The organism is Streptosporangium sp. NBC_01469, assembly GCF_036227305.1.
Classification (GTDB): Bacteria; Actinomycetota; Actinomycetes; order Streptosporangiales; family Streptosporangiaceae; genus Streptosporangium.
In genome coordinates, this window is record NZ_CP109465.1 from 994678 (window position 1) to 1017623 (window position 22946).

A 22946-nucleotide genomic window follows, 5' to 3' on the forward strand; every position below is an offset into this window, starting at 1 on the left:
GAGGTCACATGCCAATCAACCCTCAGCACCAACGGGAGCACCCCATGCACACCCGCACCACCGCGACGGCGCTGGCCGCCCTCGGCCTTCTCACCACCCTGGCCACCGTCGGCGCCACCGCCACCACCGCCGTCGCGGCCACCTCCGCCCCGGCCCCCTGCGCGCAGGAATATCTCGCGCTGCTGAACGCCGAGGACGCTCTCACCAACGTCGACGCCCTACCGGAGGTCAAGGCCGCCCACGCCGCCCTGATGAAGGCCGGCGCGGCCGCGGACGTCGACCAGCTCTCCCAGAAGATGGCCCTGCAGCAGCTCGGGGTGAAGGCGCCGTCGCTGGATCCCGCCGCGAAGAAGATGGTGGACGCCTACAACGCCGCCGGGGCCAAGTACGTGCAGGTGCGCGACGCGGCGCTGCTGAAGGTCGCGCCGAAGCGGCAGAACTCCAGGGAAACGCTCAAGCGGTGCCTCACCGCCCACTCCTGAGCCTGACCGTGTGAATCGCTCACTCCTGAGCCTGACCGTGTGAGACGGGCCGGAGTCCCCGAGGCCACGACCGGGGCGACACGCCTCCTGGTGGTCGGGGACTCCGGCGAGGGCCGACACGGAACCCGCCGGCGGGTAGCCCGGACCGGGCGAACGCGCCCGGTTCCCTGTCAGGCCCCTCTGTTATCCGGGGACGAAAACCCGGCATGACTTATGGTGCCTCCGGCCATCCGGGTCCGTTCGGCCAGGCCGAGCAGTCCCAGTTTCCCGCCGGGACCCGCGGGCGCCCCGGACGGCGTCGGGTTGCTCATCCGGATCCGCAGGCCGTCACCCGGCCACCCGCCGAGCACCACAGCGCCGACATCTGGAACCTGTTGCGACCCCTCGCAGGGGTGATGAGGACGCGGGGCGTCCCACCGGCCGTGTACGGACCTCGGCGGACGTCCCCGCCATGTCACGACGCGCGCAGCGGGCGATGCCCCCCGACGGAGGCGCGGTAGGCCTGCGGAGTGGTTCCGACGACGCGTTTGAAACGTTCCCTGAAGGCGGTCGGCGAGCCGAACCCGGCCTGCGCGGCGATCCGCTCGACGCCGTGCTCGGTGTTCTCCAGCAGATACTGCGCGCGGCGCACCCGGGCACGCAGCAGCCACTGCAGAGGGGTCGTACCGGTCTGCTCGCGGAAACGGCGACTGAAGGTCCGTTCGCTCATCCCCGACCGGACGGCCATCCCCTCCAGGGTGAGGTCGTGGCCGAGGTTGTCCTCGATCCAGGCCAGCACCGGCTCCATGACCGACCCGCGCGGCACCGGCGGCTGCTCGTGCACGATGAACTGGGCCTGCCCGCCCTCGCGCTCCAACGGCATGACGGACAGGCGGGCCGCGTCGGCCGCCACCGCGGAGCCGTGGTCGCCGCGGATCATGTGCAGACACAGGTCCAGGCCGGCCGCGGCGCCCGCCGAGGTGAGAAACTGCCCGTTGTCGACGTACAGGACGTCCGGCCGGACGTTCACCCGGGGAAAGCGCTCGGCCAGCGCGGCGGCGCCGGCCCAGTGCGTGGTCGCGGTGAGCCCGTCGAGCAGGCCGGTGGCGGCCAGGGTGAACGCGCCGGCGCAGATCGACGCGATCCGGGCGCCCTGCCCGGCCGCCCGGCGAAGCGCCTCCAGCACCTGTGGCGGGGGCGGCCCCGCCTGTTCCGAGCAACCGGGCACGATGATCGTGTCGGCCTCGGCCAGCGTCTCCAGACCCCATGACACCTTGACGACGAACGCCTCGCTGCGCATCTCCGGCTCGGGACCGCACACCCGGATCCGGTACGGCCTGCGCCCATCGGGCAGCCGGGTCCGGCCGAACACCTCGATCGGCGTCGACAGATCGAACGCCACCACCTGATCCAGCGCCAGGATCGCCACCGTGTGCATGAACGCCACGATAGACACGATCCCGCCTCCCTGGCAGATGCGCTCTTATATCTGTTTCCGCACTTCACCGGGCTGGCGGGAATACGTTGGCCTTTGGCGATCCAGCCACTGTGAGCGGCGGTTCCTCCCTCCCTAGCGTGGAGCGGGCACAGACAACCAGAAGAAGGAGAGTCTGCTGATGCTCGCGCAGTTCGTCCTGTTCGACGGGTTCGACCCCTTGGACGTCATCGCCCCCTACGAAGTGCTGGACACGGCCGGCATGCTCACCGGCGGGGCGGTGAGAACGGAACTGGTGTCGGCCGAGGGAGCCCGCGAGGTCGCCGGCGGGATCGGAACCGTGTCCCTGCGGGCCGTCACCGCGCTGGACCCGGCCCGCGCGGACCTGATCGTCGTGCCCGGCGCGTACGGGGAGCTGCCCGGCGACGACGAGGACCTCACCGACGAGGAACGCGACAGGACCATCCCGGCCATCCTGGGCCGCACCCTCGGCACCGACCTCCCCCGGCTGCTCGACGAGGCCCTGTGCCGGGACGGGGTGACGGTGGCCACGGTCTGCGGCGGCTCGCTGATCCTGGCGATGGCCGGCCTGATCGAGGGTCGCCCCGCCACCACGCACCACATGGGCCTGGACCTGCTGGGAGCCACCGGCGCCCGCCCGATCGACGCCCGGATCGTCGACGACGGCGACCTGGTGAGCGGCGCCGGCGTCACCTCGGGACTGGACCTGGGCCTGTACCTGGTGGAACGCGAACTCGGCCCGCGGATCGCGCACGGCGTGGAGAAGCTGATCGCCCATGAACGGCGCGGCGTGGTCTGGCACGAGCGCGGCCCCACCCCGCCCACCTGACACCCCGTCCCATCGATCCAGAAAGATCGGTACATGTCTGCCGAAGGCACCTGGAACCTGACCATCGACACTCCCCTCGGTAAGCAGCACGCCCAGGCGGACCTGACCCGCTCACCCGACGGCACCTGGCGCGGTGTCGCCCGCGACCCCGCCTCGGGGGAGGAAGTATCGCTGGCCGACGTCACCGTCCAGGGCCGGGAAGTCACCTGGCGGCAGTCCGTCACCAGACCGATGCGGCTCAACCTGACCCTTCAGCTCACCGTCACCGGCGACACCGTCACCGGCAGCGCCAAGGCTGGACGGCTGCCCGCCAGCAAGGTGACCGGCGAGCGCGCCGGACAGGACGGCTTGTCGCGGGACGCTTCGTCGTGACCAGGGCCCCGACGCCGTTCCCCGGTGTCGGAGAACCGCGCGTCACGCGAATCACCTGCCGATTCGGCTTTTTCACGTCACAGCCGTTGCCCGTCACACCGGGAAGACGACGCCGGTCAGCTCCTCCGAGATCGTCCACAGCCGACGCTGATCGGCCACGTCGTAGGACCGCGCGATCGACGTGACCACCTTCGGGTATCCCCTGCTCTCCTGGAATCCGTCCGGGCCGTAGTACTCGCCGCCCCGGACGGCCGGATCCGTCGCGGCGCGCAGTGAGGGCAGCGCCCCCATCTCGGCGGGCTGGATCAACAGCGGCCGGACCACGCTGAACGCCGCCCGGAAGAACGCGGGCTGCCGTGACACCGCCGTCTTGGATCCTCCGGTGTCCGACCCCCCGGGATGCGCCGCGACGGCGATGGTCTCCCCCGTGCCGGACAGTCTGCGCTGGAGCTCGTAGGTGAACATCAGGTTGGCCAGTTTGGAGTGTCCGTACGCGGCGACCCGGCTGTACCGGTTGGTCTTCCAGTCGAGGTCGCCGAAGTCGATCGGCCCGCCCTGCCGGTGTCCCGCGCTGCTGACGGTGACCACACGAGAGCCGGGCACCGCCAGCATCATGTCGAGCAACAGCCCGGTCAGGGCGAAGTGGCCCAGGTGGTTGGTCCCGAACTGCAGCTCGAAGCCGTCCGAGACCAGGCCCAGCGCGCGGGAACCGTACGGGCCGACGTGACCGCGGCCGACATCAAGACTCTGATCGTCGGGCTGCAGGCGATGCGGCGCTTCCGCGGCGACGGCGAGCTGATGCGCCGCGTCTACCCGGTGATCCGGGCCGGCCTGGCCGTACCGAACCCGGCAGAGACCTCAACGTAAGAACCGATGGACGCGGGAGCCGGACACCCCGGCTCCCCGCGTCCCAAGCCGACTCCACCCTCCGCACCCGGAGGAGCCGCCAGCCGATCAGCCCCGTCCAGGCTCCTGGCCGGCGTTCCGGTCCCGAAGGAGGCCGTCGAGGATGGTGTCGATCGCCTTCACCCGACTCTCAGGGTTGTCCGTGGTGAGGGTCATCCGGATGAACACGGCGATGTCCTGGACGGTGATACCGGGACGCATCCCATCGATCTCCTGCAGCCGCGACGTGGCCGGCCCGACGACACCTTCGATCAGGCGCTGGGCGTACTCCCCGACGCGGCCGCCGACGTTGGCCAGCCGGGCGAACGTGACCACATCCCGCTCCGACATGTCGCAGCTCTGGGTGAACACCGCCCGGAACGCCTGCCGTGGATCCTCGATTCGCGCGACCCGTTCGGCGTTCTCCCGCACCGCGCCGACCAGGTCGTCGAGCACCGCCTCAAGCAGTTCCTCCTTGCCGGGGAAGTGCCGGTACAGCGTCGTCGGCCCGACCCCCGCGCGCCGGGCGACCTCTTCGAGCGAGATGCCCGGCCCCTGCTCACCGAACGCGTCGCGCGCGGCGGTCACCAGGCGCTGACGGTTTCGGACCTGGTCCTTGCGTGGCGTGCGCATCGGTGACACACCTCTCCATAGAAACGGTAGCGTTACCCCCACTTTCGCGGTACGTTTAAAGCGGAAGTGTTACTACCATATCGCTGGAGATCTCGTGACCAGGAATCTCGATACCCCACCGGCCCCGTCAGGCCGGACATTCGCCGTCACCGGCGGCGACGCCGGAGCCGGCTACCTCGTTACCGGACAGCCGGCCGCGGCGGTCGCCCCGGTCCCACCTTCCGACCGCGGTCGCTCATCGCCGGAGAGACCGTCCGGCCGTCGTCCCGACCGAGCGGGCACGAGGAGCTGACCGATGGACATCGGACTGTCGAGCTACGGCGCCGCGCCCATCCCGGAGCTCCTGACCGAGATCGAGCGCGCGGCGGCGGACGGTTTCTCACGTTTCTGGCTCGGCGAGCACGGCGGATGGGATCCGCTGACGGTGTTCGCCGCGCTGGGCGACCGCGCACCGGGCATCGAGGTGGCCACGTCCGTCGTGGGGACCTACCCGCGGCATCCCCTCGCCCTCGCCGCCCAGGCGCTGACCACGCACGCCGCCACCGGCGGGCGGCTGACGCTCGGCGTCGGGCCGAGCCACGCCCCGGTCGTCGAGGGCCGGTACGGACTGACCTGGCAGCCCCCCGTACAGCACACACGGGAGATTCTGGACGTTCTCGGCCGGGTCCTGCGGGGCGAGGAGGTGGAGGTCCGCGGCCAGGTGGTCACCGCGGTCGGCGGGGTCGCCGCGCCGGGCGTGACTCCGCCGTCTCTCCTGCTCGCCGCGAACGGGCCCCGCATGCTGGCCCTCGCGGGCGAGCAGGCGGATGGCGCGCTCACGATGTGGACGACGCCCCGGTTCCTCGACGAGGTCGTGGTGCCGACCGTCACCACCGCGGCGGCGGGGCGAGCGGCGCCGCGCATCGTCGTCGGGCTGCTCGCGTCCGTGACCTCCGACGTGGACGGAACACGTGAACGCGTCGACGCGGGCTTCCGCCAGGCCGCGACACTGCCCACTTTCCGCGCTCTGCTCGACCGGCAGGGCTCCGCGGGCCCGGCGGACACCCTGGTCGCCGGTGACGAGGCCGCCGTCGAGAAGGCGGTGGGCCGTTTCGCCGACGCGGGGGCGACCGAACTGATCATCTTCCCCGTCGGGCTTCCCGAGGACCAGGGCCGCACGGTCGCGTTGTCAGCCGATCTCGCGAGGAGACATCGCGGTTAGAGCTCCGCCTCGCCGGCACCCGGACTCCAACGTCTCGATCAGTGACACGTCGCCGACGAGGCGGTGGACGGAGTCCGGTGTCGTGTCGGCCCAGAGCCGCCGGGCGAAGGCGAAGGAGGTCAGGGCGAGCCCGGCGAGGCGGTTTCCGTGGCTCGGAGGGGGCGGAGGTGGCGCTCATGGACTCTCCCGGAGGCGACGAGAAGGGACGCGGGTGAGCCAGACCCCGCGGATCCCTACCCCGACGGGGTGAGGCGCGAATCGCCGGCCGCGCGCATACTCGGTTCCATGAACAAGCACGGCCACCTCGCCGACTTCCTGCAGACACGCCGGGGCCAGCTGCGGCCCGAGGACGTCGGGCTGCGGACCTACGGCGAGCGGCGCCGGGTACCCGGGCTGCGGCGGGAGGAGCTCGCGATGCTCGCGGGCATCAGCGCCCCCTACTACACCCGCCTGGAGCAGGGCCAGTCACACAACGCCTCGCGCGAGGTGCTCGACGCCATAGCGAACGCCCTGCGACTGGACGAGTCCGAGCGTGCCCACCTGCATGCCCTGGCCCGCGCACCGAGACGGGACGGACTCGCGGGCCGGCCGCGTACCGAACGTGTTACCCCGGCGACCAGCGCTCTACTCGCGGCCTTCGGGAGCACACCCGCCGTCGTGATCGGCCGCCGCGGCGATGTCCTGGCCTGGAACCGCCAGGGGCACGGGCTGTTCGCCGGCCATCTCGACCCGGACGGCCCCGACGTCCCGGGCCGACGGCCGAACATGACCAGGCTGGTGTTCCTCGACGCGCACACCCGTGACCTGTACGCCGACTGGCCTGCCAAGGCCAGGGCCGTGGTGGGCAACCTGCGCCTGACGGCTGGGCGATACCCGGACGATCCACTGCTGGCCGGGCTGATCGGCGAGCTGACCATGCGCAGTCCGGAGTTCGCCGCGATGTGGGCCGATCACCGGGTCCTGGCCTGCGACGTCGCCGACTACGAGATGCGCCACCCCCTGGTCGGGACACTGACGGTCACCCAGCAGACGTTGCAGAGCCCGCAGGGGAACGGCCCGGCTCTGGTGGTGGCCACGGCCGATCCCGGCTCCCCCTCCGCGACGGCCCTGACTCTGCTCTCCCATGTCACCGCACCGCGGGAGGCGACCCGGCCGCGCCACGGCGCCGAGACCCGCACCACCTGACCCGAGCCCCTTCGTCGGCCGAGGACACCGGGCGAGTACGTATCCGCCGCGGCGTCCCCTGCCGGGCCACCCCCTGCCGCCGGCCGCTCCCACGCCTGCCGGTCGGCGACACGATCGCGACCTCCCTGCGAGGCGCCCCCTCGACCACGGCGCCGCACCGCGGCTGCCGCATGCCGGAAAACAGTGAAGGAACCATGTCAAAGCAAAGCATCAAGATCACCATGTCGGCCGTTCTGATGGCCTCGGCCGCCCTGACGGCGACCGCGCCGGCCGGCGCGACGTCCGCCAAGGGCCCGCTGACGGACGTGCGGGTCGCCACCCACTTCGACCTGTCCGCGGGCCAGATGCCGGAGAACATCGCCCTGCTGCCCGACGGCACGGCGAACATCACCTTCGCCGCCAGCCGCCAGGTGGCCCAGGTCACCCCCCGGGGCAAGACACGCATCCTGGCGACGCTGCCCGCACCCGCCGACGGCGGGGTCAACACGCCGGTACTCGGTTTCCCCCTGGCCACCGGCATCGTCCACGCCTCGGACGGCACCGTGTACGTGCTGTACGCGACCGGCACGGCCGACCTGACGGGGCTGTGGCGGATGCGCCACGGGCAGACCCCGCGGCGCATCGCCGCGCTGCCCGCGGGCGGCCTGCCCAACGGGCTGGCACTGGACGGGCGCGGCAAACAGCTCTACATCACCGACTCGGTGCTCGGCACGGTGTGGACCGTCCCCGTCACCGGCGGCACCCCCACCGCGTGGTCCACCGCCCCCGAACTCGCCTCGACCGGCTTCCTCGGAGCCAACGGCGCGAAGGTACGCGGTGGCGCGCTGTGGGTGACCAACCTCGATCGGGGCACCCTCCTGCGCATTCCGATCCGCCCCGGAAACCGGGCGGGAGCGCCGCAGGTCAAGGCGTCAGGCATGGTCGGTATCGACGATTTCACCTTCACCGGCCGCGGCGACGAGATCCTCGCCGCCCTCAACGGTCCCAACGCGGTCGTGCGTATCCAGCCTGACGGCACCAGCACCACCGTTCTGGACTCCACCGACGGACTCCAGAACCCCACCTCCGTCGCGCTGCGCGGCAACGACGTGTACGTGCTCAGCGCCGCCTACACCACGACCACCGACCCCAACCTGCTGCGCGCACGCCTGCCCAAGCACCCGTGAGCCCCGGCGCGGCACGAATACCGGAACACACATCATGAGCGACGTCACTGTCGGCGGCATCGAGACGAAGCAGGACGGAGCGAGGCGACGCACGGACCGGTCGGCATGACCCGGGACAGGCGCCCAGCCCTCCGCGAACTCAGTGACGCACCCGAGTGAATCCGCCGTCCCCTGAACGCCCCGATACCCATATCGGGGCGTTCAGGCTGTTCAGGGGATGCGCGGTCAGGGTAGGAGCGAGCCACCGACCCTCCGCTTTTCGAACGCGGCGATCACCCCGCCCACCCTCCGTGGGAGCCGAGAGGGGCCACGGTGAACCTCGCCGTCAAGGCCGCCGTCCACGTTCAGCGGGGAACGACCTGCGCCCGGACCCCGGGCAGGTCATCGAATCCGGCGGACGAATCCATCGTGATCACGATTCTCGCGGTGGCGGCCGCCGTCGCGGCGATCAGCAGATCGTACGCTCCCCGCGTTTTTCCCGACCGACGCACATGCGCCAGGAGACGAGCGTGAACCCTGGCAACGTCCACCGTGTACTCCTCAACCGGAATCAACGCCAGAACCTCATCCACGAAGGCCTGTCGCCCAGGACGGCGCGCCGCATCCGCCAGTTCCACACCGACGAGCAGCTCAGCCACGGTGATCGCAGCGACCGCCACGTCGTCGGCATCTCCGATCACCGCGTCCACGGAGGCCCTGCCCCGCTCCGCCGCGATCAGCACGCCGGTGTCCAGAATCAGGCGTCGGGCCACGTGCTCCTCATCTCGTCGTCGACCACCTCCCGGGCCGCTGTGACATCGACCTCGAAATCGGCGTCCAGCGTCCCCGCGGCTCTGGCCAGGAAAGCTTTGACCATACGCCCCGGCGCCGTAGGCGCGGGCCCGATCACCGCGATCCGCTTACCCCCACGAGTAACCACGATCGTCTCCCCCCGCTCAGCCTCATCCAGAACGACCGCGAAGCTCCGGGACGCCTCAGTGGCAGTCATCACCTTCATAAAATCAGACTATCTGATTTTCGGCGGGGGCAACATCGATTGGGTGACCGGCACGGGAGCCGGACTCGGAGCCGGACTCTAAGTCGGCGTCACGGCTCCAGGAGCCTGACCTGCTCGAAGATCTTCGCGCGCAGCTCGTGGGTGTCGCATCTCCATCCGGAGATCTTGATCACAATGGGGACGAACGACATGCCGAGCACCTCCCGGGAGATCCCGGCGCCCTCCTGGCGTCCCGGACACGGAATCAGCAGCGCCTGAACCCGTCCGAGCAGGAATTCCAGCGTGACGGCGGCGATCCCGGCACCGGCCGCCCGCAGGTGGACCGCCGCCGTTCCCCCGCGGGCGACCAGCCAGGCCAGCCGGCCGTCACGTCTCTTCGGGATCGCGCGCGAGCACCGACCGTCCGCCGTCGACAGGCATGACCACCCCGTTGACGAAGCTCGCGTCGTCCGACAGCAGATACGCGACGGCGCCCGCCACCTCCTCAGGACGTCCCACCCTGCCCAGAGGATGGAGCAGGCGCATCTCGTCCTGGATCCGCCCGGCCGTCGCGGGTTCCTGCCGGCCGAGGAAGGCCTCGTAGCGTTCGGTGCCGATCGAACCCAGCGCGACGGTGTTGACGCGGATGCCCAGCGGCCCGTAGTCGACGGCCAGCGCGCGGGTCAGTCCTTCGGTGGCCGCCTTGGCCGTCACGTACGGCAGGGCTCCGCGAACGGCCCGCTGGGCCTGGTGCGAGGAGACGTTGACGATCGCACCGCCCTGGCCCGCCGCCAGGAAGCGACGGATCGCCGTGGCACACCCGACGACGGCGGGGTTGAGGTTCAGCGCGATGAGATCCAGGATCTCGCGGGCCGGCACCGCGTGCAACGAGGCGTCGCGGAACACCGCGGCATTGTTCACCCAGCCGGTGAGCCTGCCCGCGGCCTGCGCCAGATCGGCGGCTCGCTCCGTGACGGCCTCGTCGGCGGCGTCGCCGACCACGGCGATCACCCGGGAACCGGCCGGGTGGTCGTGGGTCCACGCGAGCGCCGCGGGGTCGAGCTCGATGACGACGACGCTGTCCGCGTTTCCGAGAAGCCGCTCGACGAGTGCGCGGCCGATGCCCTGACCGCCTCCCGTCACGACGTAGGAACGCCCCACATCCACCCCCTTCGCCGAGATCGCAAATTACCACCGATGACGGACGGGCCGCCGTCATGACCGAACGCCCGGCCCATCATCCCCCTCACGATCCGCCCCGGTTCTTCGAACGGCTGTCACACCAGGGCGGGGGCGGTGCGCGGCGTCGACCCGCGCAGGCGGGCGGCGTCCTCGCTCGGTGATGCGCCGAACTGGCGGCGGTACTCGCGGCTGAACTGCGACGGGCTGTCGTAGCCGACGCTGTAGCCGACGCCGGTGACGTCGTTGGGATGGGTGGCGAGCAGGAGCCTGGCCTCCTGCAGCCGGATCTGCTTCTGGAACTGGATGGGGCTCATCGCGGTGACCGCCTGGAAGTTGCGGTAGAAGGCGGACGCGCTCATACCGGACAGCTGCGCCACGTCCTCGACGCGGAAGGACTGCGCGTAGTGGTCGCGGATCCACCGGACCGCTCGGGCGATATGGGTGAGGCCGCTGTCGGCGAGACCGAGCTGGCGTACGACGGCGCCCTGTTCGCCGGTGATGACCCGCCAGAGGATCTCCCTCTTGATCAGCGGCGCGAGCACCGCCATGTCGCGTGGCTGGTCGAGCAGCCGCAGCAGCCTGATCACCGCGTCGACGAGCGCGTCGGGCGCGTCACTGACGGCCATGCCGGACGGCGTGCCGCCGGTGGGTGGAAGGTCTCCGGGGGCCGCCTGCAGCAACAGCTCGGCGACGGTGGCCGGGTGCAGGACCAGGCCGAAGCCCATCGCCGGCCGCTCTGGGCTTGCCTCGGTGAAGTGGCCGGTGATCGGCATGTCGACCGAGGCGAGGAGATACTGCCCGGCGCGGTACTCGTACACGCGGTCGCCCAGCGCGATCCGTTTCGCGCCCTGCGCGATGAGTGCCAGCACCGTGCCGGACATCGAGGACGACGGCGGAGTCGGCTGCTCGACCTTCGAGACCAGGACACCGTCGATGGCGGTGGTCATGTCGGGCCGGGCATGGCGAGCGAGCAGGGTACGCAGCTCATCAAGGTCCATGACCCGATTGAAGCACGAACCCGATACTCCTGGTAACGAGAGGAATAGGCAAGAGGGAGGGAGCATCCTTCTAACGTTTCCGCTGGCAGTACTGATTTCATGGACCTATCGAAATCCCAGGAGCGCACAAAAGCTCCACGAACGAGGAGATCCCCCATGCACGTCGGCCACGGTTTTCACGCCACCATGACCGCGCAGCCCGGAAAGGGCGACGAGCTGGTCGAGTTCCTGCTCGACGCGCCGTCCCTGTCCAACGAGGACTGCGTCGTCTTCCTGGTCGGCCGCTCGGCCGGCGACCGGGACACCGTCTACGTCACCGAGGGCTGGACCAGCCAGGAGGCCCACGCCGGGTTCTTCGCGACCGAGGAGGCGCAGGCGCTGGTCGCGAAGCTCCAGCCGCTGCTGGCCGGCGAGTCCCGCTACCTCGACGAGGTGCCGGTCGGCGGTAAGGCCGCCTTCTGAACTCGGCTTCCGGCACGTAGGCGCCGCCTCAGAAACCGATGATCACGTCCGCTGCCGCTCCAGCCCGCACCCGATCAGGGTTCGCGGACGAGCCCATCCCGGTGTGGTTCCGCGACGGTCTCGTGAAGACGCATGGTCGTCTTCTCCGGTGACAGGCCGGTGTATTTTCCAGCGAAGGTCAGGATGTCCGCGATCAGGGCGCGTTCCTTGCTCGCGGGGAAGGCGGCGTGGGCGGTGTCGGGTTCTCGACGCATGAGGATCGGCCGGTCACCGCCGGTGGCGTGTTGAAGGGCCGCGCACATCTTGGTGACGTGGGCCTCTCCGGTCTGCAGATCGGTCACCGCACCGGTGAGGAGGAACGCGGGATAGGAACCTCCGGGCGTGACGTTGTGGTACGGGGAGTATCCAAGCAGCCATCGGAGGTGTTCGGGCTGGGAGACGGTACCGAATTCGTCCGTCCATGTGCATCCCAGGCCGAAGCGTTCGTAACGCACCATGTCACAGAGCGGGCCTTCGGCGATGACCGCGGCGTACAGGTCCGGTCGCTGGGTGGCGGCGGCGGTGACCAGTAGTCCGCCGGCGGACTGGCCATGGATCGCCAGCTGCTCGCGGGTGGTTCGACCGGTGTCGATGAGCCAGGTCGCGGCGTCGTTGAGGTCGCTGACCGCGCGGTGTTTGTGTGGTCCGCGGCCGGCGTCGTGCCAATGCTGGCCTTCTTCTCCGCCTCCGCGTACGCAGGCGACCGCGTAGGTGCCGCCGGCGCCGACCCACGCGGCCGCCATGGGGGAGAACCACGGGCGCATCGGCATGCCGAAGCTGCCGTAGCCGTAGAGGAGGGTGGGGCGGGGGCTCTGATGCTCTTCGGCCGGAGTGAAGAGGAACAGCGTGATCTCGGTACCGTCGCCGGCGTGATAGCGGACACTCCGGCTGCGGATCTCTGGAGTATGCCCGGCTGTCGTGGCGCAGGTTTCCTGTTCCGTCTGCCCGCCGATGGCGTCGTAGCGATAGACGGTGGGAGGCGTGGTCGCGTCGCAGTAGCTGAACCATGCGTGATGTCCGTGTGGGATGTTCGTGCGCAGGGATGACACGACGCCCGCGCCAGGAAGGGGCGGATCGGTGAGCGGCCGGCCAGTGGCCAGGTCGTGCATCGTCAGGACGGAGGTGCCGTGGCGGGTGCGTGCCACCAGCAGGAGGGGTCGCGGAAGTGCCGGGTCGTCCAGGACCAGACACTCGTCCAGGGGGGCCTGGGGGTCCTCGGCCACCAACACTCGCCAGGCGGCCGGGTCGGTATCGTGCCGGTCCGCCACACAGATGCGGCCACACGGGGCCTGGTAGTCGGTGACCAGCAGCAGGTCGCCGTCCGCGAGGAAGCGTGGGAGGACACGGGCACCCGTGGTGTGCCCGTCCACGATCTTGATAAGACGCGGGGCTTCCGGATCGATGAGCTCGGCCACGTACACATCGTTGTGCGAGGCGGGACCGACCGTCGCGGTGATCGCCAGATGGCGGCCGTCGGCGCTGACCGTGAGCCCGTAGTAGTGGTCCGGGGCGTCGTCGCCGCCGAACACCACCGTGTCGGCCTGCCAGGGTGAACCGATCCGATGCAACCTCACCCGCCGCTGCAGACGCATGTCGTCGGGGGCCAGTTCCTCGTCGGGAACCCGGCTGACGTAGTAGAACGCGTCCCCTCCCGGCAGCCAGGCGAGCGAGGTGTTGCGGGCGCGTGGCAACGGCCCGCCCACCGTCTCACCGGTACGCACGTCCAGCACCGTGATGTCGCTGCCGGGCTGCTCGGCGACCTCCATCTGGACAGCCACGCGTTCGCCCTCGCGCGACGGCCACCAGGCGTACAGCCCGGTACGGCCGGACGGATCGATCTCCATCGGATCGACCAGCACCCGCCTGTTCCCCTCGGCGTCAACGACGAGCAGTCGCCGCTGCTCATCCCCACGGAGCTGCTCGGCGAGGAATATGACCGGACCACGCGCCATCGGGGGCTCCGACACGCCGGAGGATGACACCTGATCCACCAGGGAGGCCCACGATCGCCTCTCACGCCATCCGGCGCGACAAGCGCGGAAGAGACGGTCCTGGGCCGCCGTCCAGTCCCGCACCCGCGCGTCGTCGCTGTCTTCCAGCCATCGATAGGGATCGGAGATCGGGAGTCCGAACAGATTCTCCACCACATCGCCGCGCCAGGCGGCAGGGTAGAAAAACCGCGCCATGAACGCCCCCTATGCGTCGCCCCGCCCGCCACAGGTGGAGGCACTGCGGCCTGCACGCAACCGCAGTACCCCTATTACTCAGCTACGACTCGCCGCGAAGAATATCCGCCTGCCAGCCGCGCACGGTCCCGATACGGGCCGCCGGAGTGGAGTCACGATACGGTAGGTATCCGTTCATGTCAGCCTCCCGGATTTGTTGATTCGCCCGAAATGGGCGATTACACAACAGCTATCCCCGTGCCCGCGATCGATAAACACCGGCATTCTCTCGACAGCGAGCGCCAATCCCCCCGGATTCTCGGCCCATGCGGGCCGGAGGGCCAACCGGCCATACCTGCTGTTCTCCCGCTAAAGTTTCACGCAAGAGAAGAAGGCATATCGGTATGCCGCGCGAAGATCTATTTTCCTCGAAAGTAATTCGGAGCCCTCCGAGATGGGTCCCAGGTCTGACGGAGCCCTCACATCGGGATGTCGAGCGCAATCAACGGGTCGCCGAAACCGGCGGGCTCAGCGGGTTCCCTCGGCGATGCCGGTGCGGCCGAACAGTCGCGGCACGCCGATCGCGCAGCCGCGCATGACCGTCTGGCCCGATGTTCGCCGGCGGGGGTGAGCGGCTACTTCATGGCGGCGATCTGGATCAGGTTGCCGCAGGTGTCGTCGAAGACGGCGGTGACCACCGGGCCGAAATCGGTCGCGTCCTGGGTGAACTCGACGCCCAGCCCCTTGAGCCGCTCGACCTCGGCGTACACGTCGTCGACGGCGAACTGGGTGAAGGGGATGCCGTCGGTGACCAGGGCTTTCTTGAACGGGCCCGCCGCCGGGTGGCCGTCCGGCTCCAGCAGCAGCTCGACACCGTCCTGGTTGGCGGGGGAGACCACGGTGAGCCATCGGGCCTCACCCACGGGCTCGTCGGTCTTCTTGATGAACCCCAGCTTCTCGGTGTAGAAGGCCAGCGCCTTGGCCTGGTCGTCGACGAGCACGCTGGTGATGTTGATGCGGATCACGGGTTCGGTTCCTCTCGGTCGATGGGCCACCGCTCGACGATCGAGCGCAGCGGGCTCGTGTCGATGTGGTGGAACTTGTACCGGCCCTGCCGCCGGGTGTGCACCAGGCCGGCCTGTTCGAGCACCGCGAGGTGCTGCGAGATGGCCTGGCGCGAGGAGGCCAGGCCATGCTTCATGGTCAGTCGGCCGCAGATCTCAAACAGCGTCTGACCGTCCCTGTCGGTCAGCTCGTCCAAAATGATGCGTCGCGTCGTGTCACCGATGGCCTTGAACAGGTCAGGGTCTACGTCCACGTGCACAGTTATAGGCAAGTATCCACTTGCCTGTCAAGGGGAGGAAGGCCGCATGGGCCTTCGCTCATCGCACTCCGACCTTCAGACGGCGAACAGGAGGGCGGCGCTGATGAGCACGACCACGGCAGTGGCGAAGTGGATGCCGAACGCAACCGCCTTGGTGCCGCCGTGCCGCAGGACGATGACGGTGTCGCCGAGGGGGGCGAGGGCGACGACGAGCATGAACCAGGCTTCGGCGTGGGCACCCGCGAAGGCGAGCAGGGCGAGGCCGAGGATGCCGTAGCTGAAGTCACGCAGGCCCTTGATGGTCAGGTAGGCGGCGTCTCCGTCCTTCTTGGCAGGGACGCCGTAGCCGGCGGCCGCGGCGTGGGGCACCACCAGGAATCGGACGCCGATGAAGATGATGAGGAGGTTGAGCAGGATGGCCAGACCGTAGGCGACGGAGGTGAGCATGACCTCTTCCTTTCCCTAGCACCGCTAGAATCAGGGGCGACGCTAACATAGCCGCGAAATAAATTCTAGTGATGCTAGAATCTCGGTCATGTCGATCCAGACGCGCCGGCAGCGCGAGCGAGCAGAGCGAGAGCGGCTGATCATCACGGCCGCGCGAGAGCTGGCCGAATCAGAAGGCTGGGACGCGGTGACCACGCGGCGGCTCGCCGAGGAGATCGAGTACAGCCAGCCGGTCCTCTACAGCCACTTCAAGGGCAAGGACGCCATCATGGCGGCGGTCGCGATGGAGGGCTTCGCCGACCTCGCCGCCGAACTGCGCGCGGCCCGCGCATCGGCGACCGACCCGCGACAGGCCATCGCCGACGTCGCCGCGGCGTACATGGCATTCGCCGAGCAGCGATCCGCACTGTACGACGCGATGTTCACACACACCGTCGACCTGACGTTCGCCAGTCCCGAAACCCCGGCCGCCCTGCGGGAGGCCTTCGCCGAGCTGTGCGAGCCCCTGCGGCCGCACGCGGGGGACGACGACCTGGAGACGTTCACCGAGACCTTCTGGAGCGGGCTGCACGGGCTCCTCACGCTCATGCGCAACGGCAGGCTCCGGCGCGAGGACCACGAGCGGCGCCTGGAGCTGCTGGTCAACCGCTTCTCGCGCTGACCCGCTCACCCATGCGTCCTCTCCCCCACGCGACCGTCGCCATGGCGACACCGCCCGCTCCCGCTGTCCGTCAACGCGGATCAAGCCCGGTCGAGGGTGAGTCCGGTCTCGGCTGGACTCTCCCACTGTGGGAGGCCTCACGCTACTCCCAGTGGTTGATCATGAAGGTGTCAGGGACGGGGACGGTGTGACCGTTCGCCGCGTCATCCTGAGGAGAGCGACGCATGACCATCGTGAAGGACATCGAGACCCGCGGCATGCACCACTGCGAGACGACGGCGCTGGGGGTGTTGTTGCGGCATGAGGGACTTGATCTGCCCGAGCCCATGCTGTTCGGGCTGGGCGCGGGCCTGTCCTTCATCTATTGGGACAGCAAGAACATGGCGTTCCCCTTTCTCGGAGGCCGCGTCAAGCCTTTCGACCTCACCAGGAAGCTGGCCGCCAGGCTGGGACTGACGTTAGTGGCCGAGGAGACCACCTCACCGCGCAAGGCGTGGGAGAACGTGGCCGCCCCCATCGACGCCGGTCGGCCGGTCGGCCTTCAGCTCGACTGCTACCACCTGGACTATTTCCGCTCCAAGGTGCACTTCGGCGGTCATGTCGTCGCCATGTACGGCTACGACGAGCACGACGCCTACCTTGTGGACACCGAGCAGCAGGGAGGAGCGGTGCGCACCAGCCTGGCCGGCCTCGCCACCGCACGCGCCGAACGCGGCCCGATGACCGCCAGGAACCGATCCTTCACCATCACCCTGCCGGCTCACCCGCCTTCCTGGCAGGACCAGATCATCCCCGCCATCAAAGACTGCGCCGACGCCTTCCTCGCCGCTCCCATCGCGAACCTGGGCCACCGAGGCATCGAGAAAGCCGGCGAACAGGTGCCCAGATGGCTGCTACGCACCGGCGAGCCGCAGCAGGACCTGCCGCAGGCCGCTCTCCTCATGGAAAAGGGCGGCACCGGCGGCGCCCTGTTTCGCGCCCTCTATCGTGACTTCCTCGACGAGTGCACCCGGCTGATCGACGACGGCAACCTCCGCGCCGGTCACAGGCTGTACACCGAGGCAGCCGCCCTGTGGACGGACGTGTCCACCTTGATCGCGAAGGCTGGGGAGAGCGGCGACGCGGGGTACCTCGAACAGGCCGGCGTCATCCTCCGCGATCTTTCGCGCATCGAGAAGAACGCCATGCAGGCGCTGCGTCGGCTGTAGCTCATCAGTTACAGCTCAAAGGAAAGCCGACCGTACGGCCCGAGTGGCACTGGCGCCGACCTACCAGCGTGCCTGCCTGCACGCGATCGACTACCTGACGGCGTTCGACTACAGCCCCGAGCAGGCATATCTGCTGCTCGGCGCCGCGCCGATCGAGGGCCGGCTGTCGGGGGTGGTGGACATCCCCAACTCCTGCGCCACCGTCTACCTGCCAGCCGCGATCTTCGACTTCGACGTCCGTCCCGGCGCGTCCGGTCCGCTCCGCGTGCCAGAAGGCGCCGGCGCACCGCACGCCGGTTTCGACTGAGAACCGCTGCCCGCCCTGTCGGCCCCCAGGACGTAGGAGCAGGCATTTACGCAGCTCAACGGCTCAGGTGACCGCGGACGCGTGGGAACCGCGGGAACACCCGGAGTGCGGACGCGCGGGCCTCGGCGCCGGGTGCGGCGATCCGCGCGCCCGCGCCTCACACCTCGCTCACGGCTGCCCGTCGATGCGGGCCGTCACGCTCCCGATCCGGTTCCTCCCGTTGGGCGAGTACACGGTTATCCCCTGGTTGTGGAGGTTGACGAACGAGCTGTCGTCCCTGTCGTTCGCGTAGACGTTCTCCGTGTACACGACGCCGTCCTTGGCACTGTCCGTCCCGCCCCGGGATACCTGGATCCCGAACCTGGGGAAGCTGATCCATCCGTCCTCGGTGCTCCTTCCCTGCACCCAGCGGGTGTTCACCCCGGTGAGGTCGGCCTTCTCGGCGAACACGGTTCCCCACGCTCCGCTTCCATTGCGCACGTTCACCCCCTCCTTGGGGAAACTGATCCATCCGTCATCGGTGCTCCTCCCCTGCACCCATTCGGTGTTCACCCCGGCGAGGTCGGCCTTTCCGGCGAACACCGCCCCTCGTTCCTGGGAGCCGAACGCGCTCCACACGTTCACCGCGCCCGGGGAGAAGGTGATGGTCCCGTCACCGCCGTTCGCCCCTCGCACCCACGGGGTGGTGACACCGGTGGTGACGGTGAGGGTTTCCAGGACGGGATTGCGCACCTGAACGGTCGTGGTGAGGAAGTGCTCCCGTCCGGGCGTGCTGCGGGACGCGGCGGCGAGGGTGTAGGTGGTGGCCCGACTCGGGGCCGCGGCCGGTGACCAGGAGCGCGCCCCCTGGGGGACGGTCTCCTGCCCACCCGGGAACAGGATCCTGTACTCGAAGTCGTCGGACCCCTCCCAGCTCAGCGTGATCGTTGTTCCGGCGTCCACCATGGCGTTGTCCGGGCGGAAGTCGCGCGGCGCCGGGATCTCCTTCGGAGCGGTCTTCACCAGCGCCACCGCCGCGAAGCCGTCGGTCAGGCGCCCGGTCCTGGTTCTGCCGGTGTGCTCGGTCACCCTCAGCACGGCCAGCCCGGCGGCAGCGGTGACGGTGACGTTCTCCAACGTCAGCACCAGGTGGTCACCGGAGACGAAAGAGGCTCTGCCGCCGGAGGCGGTGACCTGGAAGGAGTTGGAACCCCCTGACCCCGGCTGGACGTTCACCGGCGACAGGGCGCCCGACCGCGTGCCGTACTCACCCCTGGGACTGATCGTGCTGAAGTCGGAGGTGAGATCACCGGCGCCGTTGCCGACGGGCACCTCCACCGTGATCGTGGACCAGTACGCCGTCTGCGGCCCGGTGTTGGTGACGAGCAGGTACACCGTCCCCGTGGACGGGGACCGCCCGGATGCCGACGCCTCCAGGGGCTCCGGGTCGGTGAGGACGGTGTAGGTCAGCATGGTCATGGTCACGACTCCTTCTCGTGGAGGACGGCGCGGGCCGACGATCCGCTCACCGCGAGAGGACCGGGCCGGGCAGGACAGGCGGCGAGACGGGTGAGGTATCCGGACTACCTCGAATCAACCGAACCTCGACGCCTGTCCTCTGGACGGCGATCCCGGATCGGCCCGCGAGATGGTGAACATCCGGGCGACAGAGGATCACCTCAGCACGAGGTCCACCCCGTGCTCCTCGAAGATCGCGCGGATGACATCGATGTAGGTCGCGTCGGCACCCGCTCCCTCGAATGGGAAAGGCGAGAGATTCCCGAGCGATGTGCGAACGGTGCCAGGCCGGCGTGAAGGGCGCCTCCGCTCCGCGTGACAAGCACAGGTAGGCCCGCCGCATTGCTGCGGCGGGCCCTCAAAACCGTGCGGGCAAATCCTCGCCGAACACGGCTCAAGCAGGCTCTCCGAAGGGCGACGCAGGTGTGCCGTGCCCCTGTGCCGACGGACGAGCAGCATGCGATAACGTGTTTCATTTTCTAACGGCGAAGTATTACCGGACACAGATCGGCGAATCGACTCCGTCAATCCTGAATATTGATGTAGGGGTCCCAGTAGTAGTAACCCTGCTTTTCACCTTTGCGGTTGATAATCATGAAACTGAAGTTGTAGGTGACCGTCCCCGTGGCCAAGACCTCGGACTCCCAGTAGTAGCTGTTGATTTTCTGGGTGGTGGGATTCAACGGGTCCTGACCGTTCGGCTGCGGCTCGTTGAGGACCACCGACCTCGGTACGGGGGTGCTGATCAGACCCTGTCCGGACAGGGCGTTGAACCTGTAGAGGATGCTGGTGTACTCGGAGTTCAGGGACAGTGTCGTCTCACGCCACCTGATGATGTCCATGGGGGAGGCGTTGACCGTCAACTCGCTACCCGGACTACTCCCGAGCTGGTTCTGCCGGGTCGTCATGTAGATCAAACTGCTACTGTCGGGGATCGACGTGGGGCTGTTCGGATCGGCGTTCTTGCCATACTTTCCGAGAATGGTTTCCGCGTCGATGGCGATGAGGACGTTAATGAACTCCGACATACAGAAATTCTCCCTGTGGTGTCCGAAAAGGCAGACCTTAGTCCAGAATCCTGCAATCACGACTTGACTGCAAATCGCCCGCACTGGAGATCTTGCCGAGCCGGTGAACCATTGTCAAGATTTGTGAATCAAGATCCTTGGGCGGGGTTCTCATCGGGGCGCCCAATAAAGATGCCATGAGCCGCACTTCTTCCTTTTGGGCAGCGCAGGAAACGCCGTTCCGTAGTGCCCTTAAGCATCAGGCCATACACCGTCGAGCCGGTCAACTAATGGGAATCATGATGAATATCGAGACTAGAATGACGGATTGGAAGGCGGTCACGCAGGCGGGCGCCACTTGGGGTTCCACAGGCGGGGGCACCTCCGGCGGGGATCAGGGCATGACCACCGCACCGACTCCGGGGTGATCGAGGTCCGCGAAGCGCCAAGCCGTGTCTCCACTTCTGGACCGATGTCGAAGCGCCCCGGGCGCATCGCAAGCAGCGGTTCGTCGAACGCTCTGACCACTGGGACCACTGGGACCACTGGGGAGAAACACGGCCTGGTCTTCCCGTCCCGGCGCGGGACGCCCATGAAGCCGGACAACCTCCGGCGAAGCTGACCTGTCAGGAGCGCAGGTGTGATCGCTAGGGTGACGCCGTGATCACCAAGCCGCCTGGATGGCCGTTTCTGACCGCGGTCTCAGCCGTAGGGCTCGTACTTCTGTACTGGGCCAGCGCTCCTTATAGGTACACCATCGAGATGTTCCTGTTCGCCGTCTTCGTGGTAATCCCACTGGCCTTGGTCTGGCTCGTTCGCATCATCCTGGCCGGACGCAAGGACGCAGATGTGGTCTCCGACCGCTTACGACGCTGGTTTCTCCCCTGGATCGTCCTCGCGGTAGTTTTAGCCACAATCGTTGTCGACGCCCCATTCTGGGTGCGGTTCACGATCTCCAAACCGAGCATGGAGGCGTTCGCCAAGACGGTGACGGAGGAGACAACCATCGATGCCTCCTGCCGATGGCTAGGCCTGTACCGGGTGTGCTGGGCATCTCCCTATTCGACCATAGAAGCCGAGGTGCTTCCCGGCAGCGCCGCCCTCAGCACCGAGGAATGGGCTATTCATAGCAATACCGGCTTCGTCTGGTTACCCAAAGGCCGACCCGAGGAGACCATGGAGCAGGTACACCCCTGGAGATCACGGCCGACCCAGCGCTAGGGTGACGCCGTGATCAACAAGCCACCAGGATGGGGCTACCACGCTGCTGCCGTGATCACCACCCTCGTCATTGCCTGGTGGGTGAGCGTCCCCTTCAGCTATGCCGAATCAGGCGTGGTAGTAATCTTCGCTCTGGTTCCGCTGGTGTTGTACTGGGCTGTCCGCCTCATCGTGGCGTTGATACACGACGCCACCGCAGTATGGCGCCGAATCCTCGGCTGGCTCCCCTTACCCCTGATCGTCTTGGTGCTGTGGGCTGCCGCCGACGCCGACCTGCCCTTCAAAACGCGCTTCGCCCTCTCCCAGTCCAGCATGGAGCGCTTCGCCCAGGATGTCCTCCGTGGCGGCACGCAAGGCCTTCCCGTCTGCGCGTGGACAGGACTCTTTCCGGTATGCGGCCACGTTATCGCCGAGGAGAACGAACCTACCGGCGTCGAACTACAGATCAACGAGTGGCTGATCGGGGGCTCGCGCTGCTTCGTGTGGGCGTCTCACGGTCAACCGCGTGCTGACGACTACGAATACGGGCTCAGGCATCTGACGGGTTCCTGGTGGGGCTGCCGAGGGTGGGACGGCTGGTAATCGACTATCGGTCTCGACATCTCGACACGCGCAGCGGACGACATGACGACTCCTCACTGGGTCACACGTGGTGACCGCCGAAAAGAGCTCCGGGAAGAATTAGCGACAGTTGGATAAGCGACCTCACCAGTAATGTGCCGCTACGGACAATACGGTCGTTGGCGAGCTTGCGGAGCCACCGACTTTGCCTCGAAGATCGTCCGATGGACATGTTACCCAAAGCCGACGCTCTGCTCGTGGTGCGTACCGACTTCTCTGACCAGGAACGCTGGCAGGCCGTACGCGACTCGCTCGGCGGCATCGACGAGGACGGCTGGGCAAAGGAGTTCTCGGACCAGGTGAAGGTCGTCGAGGACCATGCCTATCAAAGCCTCACCTCGCAGCAGCTCCTCGCCCTGCTCCCGGACGGCTACAAGGACCCGCTCTTTGTCATCGCCGACAAGGTCACCATCGATTCGCAGGAGATGCCGTTCCTGGTCATCGAGCTGAGCGCCGAATGGGAGATGCGCGTCATCTCCTCCGAGCTCCCCTCGATTCACGCCAACCTCTCCATCGGCAACATGGACTTCGGCGAGTTCGCCGAGAACGCCGATGCGGACGGCGTCTTCCGTGGGTTCCACAGCTGAACCGCTACGCCGCCGAGAAACACGGAACGTCACCAGCAGGACCTAGGGAACGACAA

Annotated in this window: 27 protein-coding genes; 14 read left to right on the forward strand and 13 right to left on the reverse strand. The window is 68.2% G+C overall.

The annotated features are described in order from the left end of the window. Positions 1-8: 8 nt before the first annotated feature. Positions 9-482: a hypothetical protein gene (locus tag OG587_RS04490; protein ID WP_329087130.1), complete on the forward strand. Its 474-nt coding sequence runs from the start codon at positions 9-11 to the stop codon at positions 480-482. A gap of 454 nt (positions 483-936) precedes the next feature. Here the strand turns inward: OG587_RS04490 and OG587_RS04495 are convergent, their stop codons facing one another. Next, entirely contained in the window at positions 937-1917 is a 981-nt protein-coding gene (locus tag OG587_RS04495) for a GlxA family transcriptional regulator (RefSeq protein WP_329087131.1), read from the reverse strand. Positions 1918-2077: 160 nt separating this feature from the next. Between OG587_RS04495 and OG587_RS04500 the strand changes: the two genes are divergently transcribed. Then, a complete protein-coding gene (locus OG587_RS04500) occupies positions 2078-2746 on the forward strand; it encodes a DJ-1/PfpI family protein (protein WP_329087132.1) in 669 nt (222 codons plus the stop codon). Positions 2747-2779: 33 nt separating this feature from the next. After that, positions 2780-3118, forward strand: coding sequence for a hypothetical protein (locus tag OG587_RS04505; RefSeq protein WP_329087133.1), 339 nt, complete (start codon positions 2780-2782; stop codon positions 3116-3118). Between the two features lie 93 nt (positions 3119-3211). Here OG587_RS04505 and OG587_RS04510 read toward each other — a convergent pair whose 3' ends face one another. Beyond that, positions 3212-3817 (reverse strand): oxidoreductase, encoded by a 606-nt coding sequence (locus OG587_RS04510; RefSeq protein WP_329093730.1) that lies wholly within the window; start codon positions 3815-3817, stop codon positions 3212-3214. On the opposite strand from OG587_RS04510, the gene OG587_RS04515 reads away from it, so the two are divergent. Beyond that, the gene (locus tag OG587_RS04515; RefSeq protein ID WP_329087135.1) at positions 3770-3985 is read left to right on the forward strand and encodes an SbtR family transcriptional regulator; all 216 of its coding nucleotides are present in this window, start codon (positions 3770-3772) and stop codon (positions 3983-3985) included. The two genes, OG587_RS04510 and OG587_RS04515, sit on opposite strands and share 48 nt — an antisense overlap. A gap of 87 nt (positions 3986-4072) precedes the next feature. Here OG587_RS04515 and OG587_RS04520 read toward each other — a convergent pair whose 3' ends face one another. After that, positions 4073-4636, reverse strand: a complete 564-nt coding sequence (locus tag OG587_RS04520) for a TetR/AcrR family transcriptional regulator (protein ID WP_329087137.1) — start codon at positions 4634-4636, stop codon at positions 4073-4075. A 295-nt stretch (positions 4637-4931) separates the two neighbouring features. Here OG587_RS04520 and OG587_RS04525 point away from each other — a divergent pair, with 295 nt between their 5' ends. The 3 genes from OG587_RS04525 to OG587_RS04535 all read left to right on the forward strand — a co-directional run bounded on the left by OG587_RS04525 (position 4932) and on the right by OG587_RS04535 (position 8188). Next, positions 4932-5837 carry a TIGR03564 family F420-dependent LLM class oxidoreductase gene (locus OG587_RS04525; protein ID WP_329087139.1) on the forward strand — a complete coding sequence of 302 codons (906 nt, stop codon included), beginning with the start codon at positions 4932-4934 and terminating at the stop codon, positions 5835-5837. A gap of 285 nt (positions 5838-6122) precedes the next feature. Continuing rightward, positions 6123-7022: a helix-turn-helix domain-containing protein gene (locus OG587_RS04530; RefSeq protein WP_329087140.1), complete on the forward strand. Its 900-nt coding sequence runs from the start codon at positions 6123-6125 to the stop codon at positions 7020-7022. A 194-nt stretch (positions 7023-7216) separates the two neighbouring features. After that, positions 7217-8188 carry a hypothetical protein gene (locus OG587_RS04535; RefSeq protein ID WP_329087141.1) on the forward strand — a complete coding sequence of 324 codons (972 nt, stop codon included), beginning with the start codon at positions 7217-7219 and terminating at the stop codon, positions 8186-8188. A 344-nt stretch (positions 8189-8532) separates the two neighbouring features. Here OG587_RS04535 and OG587_RS04540 read toward each other — a convergent pair whose 3' ends face one another. The 4 genes from OG587_RS04540 to OG587_RS04555 all read right to left on the reverse strand — a co-directional run bounded on the left by OG587_RS04540 (position 8533) and on the right by OG587_RS04555 (position 11344). Next, the gene (locus OG587_RS04540) at positions 8533-8940 is read right to left on the reverse strand and encodes a PIN domain-containing protein (RefSeq protein WP_329087143.1); all 408 of its coding nucleotides are present in this window, start codon (positions 8938-8940) and stop codon (positions 8533-8535) included. After that, positions 8925-9185, reverse strand: a complete 261-nt coding sequence (locus OG587_RS04545; RefSeq protein WP_329087145.1) for a type II toxin-antitoxin system Phd/YefM family antitoxin — start codon at positions 9183-9185, stop codon at positions 8925-8927. The genes OG587_RS04540 and OG587_RS04545 overlap by 16 nt, the downstream gene beginning before the upstream one ends. Before the next feature lie 366 nt (positions 9186-9551). Then, positions 9552-10325, reverse strand: coding sequence for an SDR family NAD(P)-dependent oxidoreductase (locus OG587_RS04550; protein ID WP_329087147.1), 774 nt, complete (start codon positions 10323-10325; stop codon positions 9552-9554). A 116-nt stretch (positions 10326-10441) separates the two neighbouring features. Next, positions 10442-11344, reverse strand: a complete 903-nt coding sequence (locus OG587_RS04555; protein ID WP_329087149.1) for an AraC family transcriptional regulator — start codon at positions 11342-11344, stop codon at positions 10442-10444. Positions 11345-11500: 156 nt separating this feature from the next. Here OG587_RS04555 and OG587_RS04560 point away from each other — a divergent pair, with 156 nt between their 5' ends. Continuing rightward, positions 11501-11806 carry a putative quinol monooxygenase gene (locus tag OG587_RS04560; RefSeq protein WP_329087151.1) on the forward strand — a complete coding sequence of 102 codons (306 nt, stop codon included), beginning with the start codon at positions 11501-11503 and terminating at the stop codon, positions 11804-11806. 74 nt (positions 11807-11880) lie between these two features. On the opposite strand, the gene OG587_RS04565 is transcribed toward OG587_RS04560, so the two are convergent. The 4 genes from OG587_RS04565 to OG587_RS04580 all read right to left on the reverse strand — a co-directional run bounded on the left by OG587_RS04565 (position 11881) and on the right by OG587_RS04580 (position 15781). Next, on the reverse strand, positions 11881-14031 hold the full coding sequence (locus tag OG587_RS04565; protein WP_329087152.1) for a prolyl oligopeptidase family serine peptidase: 2151 nt from the start codon (positions 14029-14031) through the stop codon (positions 11881-11883). A 614-nt stretch (positions 14032-14645) separates the two neighbouring features. After that, positions 14646-15032 carry a VOC family protein gene (locus OG587_RS04570; protein ID WP_329093731.1) on the reverse strand — a complete coding sequence of 129 codons (387 nt, stop codon included), beginning with the start codon at positions 15030-15032 and terminating at the stop codon, positions 14646-14648. Further along, the gene (locus tag OG587_RS04575) at positions 15032-15328 is read right to left on the reverse strand and encodes an ArsR/SmtB family transcription factor (RefSeq protein WP_329087154.1); all 297 of its coding nucleotides are present in this window, start codon (positions 15326-15328) and stop codon (positions 15032-15034) included. Before OG587_RS04575 ends, OG587_RS04570 begins: the two co-directional genes overlap by 1 nt. Before the next feature lie 81 nt (positions 15329-15409). Beyond that, the gene (locus tag OG587_RS04580; RefSeq protein WP_329087156.1) at positions 15410-15781 is read right to left on the reverse strand and encodes a DUF4267 domain-containing protein; all 372 of its coding nucleotides are present in this window, start codon (positions 15779-15781) and stop codon (positions 15410-15412) included. An 88-nt stretch (positions 15782-15869) separates the two neighbouring features. Between OG587_RS04580 and OG587_RS04585 the strand changes: the two genes are divergently transcribed. From OG587_RS04585 to OG587_RS04595, 3 genes are all read left to right on the forward strand, one after another. Then, positions 15870-16442 carry a TetR/AcrR family transcriptional regulator gene (locus OG587_RS04585; RefSeq protein WP_329087157.1) on the forward strand — a complete coding sequence of 191 codons (573 nt, stop codon included), beginning with the start codon at positions 15870-15872 and terminating at the stop codon, positions 16440-16442. 224 nt (positions 16443-16666) lie between these two features. Beyond that, entirely contained in the window at positions 16667-17650 is a 984-nt protein-coding gene (locus OG587_RS04590) for a BtrH N-terminal domain-containing protein (protein WP_329087159.1), read from the forward strand. Further along, on the forward strand, positions 17601-17957 hold the full coding sequence (locus OG587_RS04595) for an acetamidase/formamidase family protein (protein ID WP_329093732.1): 357 nt from the start codon (positions 17601-17603) through the stop codon (positions 17955-17957). Before OG587_RS04590 ends, OG587_RS04595 begins: the two co-directional genes overlap by 50 nt. A 168-nt stretch (positions 17958-18125) precedes the next feature. On the opposite strand, the gene OG587_RS04600 is transcribed toward OG587_RS04595, so the two are convergent. Both OG587_RS04600 and OG587_RS04605 read right to left on the reverse strand, forming a co-directional pair. After that, the gene (locus OG587_RS04600; RefSeq protein WP_329087160.1) at positions 18126-19415 is read right to left on the reverse strand and encodes a hypothetical protein; all 1290 of its coding nucleotides are present in this window, start codon (positions 19413-19415) and stop codon (positions 18126-18128) included. 563 nt (positions 19416-19978) lie between these two features. Further along, positions 19979-20482, reverse strand: coding sequence for an inclusion body family protein (locus OG587_RS04605; RefSeq protein ID WP_329087162.1), 504 nt, complete (start codon positions 20480-20482; stop codon positions 19979-19981). 639 nt (positions 20483-21121) lie between these two features. On the opposite strand from OG587_RS04605, the gene OG587_RS04610 reads away from it, so the two are divergent. From OG587_RS04610 to OG587_RS04620, 3 genes are all read left to right on the forward strand, one after another. Continuing rightward, positions 21122-21682, forward strand: a complete 561-nt coding sequence (locus OG587_RS04610; RefSeq protein ID WP_329087164.1) for a hypothetical protein — start codon at positions 21122-21124, stop codon at positions 21680-21682. A gap of 9 nt (positions 21683-21691) precedes the next feature. Further along, positions 21692-22264 carry a hypothetical protein gene (locus OG587_RS04615; protein ID WP_329087166.1) on the forward strand — a complete coding sequence of 191 codons (573 nt, stop codon included), beginning with the start codon at positions 21692-21694 and terminating at the stop codon, positions 22262-22264. 203 nt (positions 22265-22467) lie between these two features. Next, positions 22468-22890, forward strand: coding sequence for a DUF6924 domain-containing protein (locus tag OG587_RS04620; RefSeq protein WP_329087168.1), 423 nt, complete (start codon positions 22468-22470; stop codon positions 22888-22890). The last annotated feature ends 56 nt before the right edge of the window (positions 22891-22946 follow it).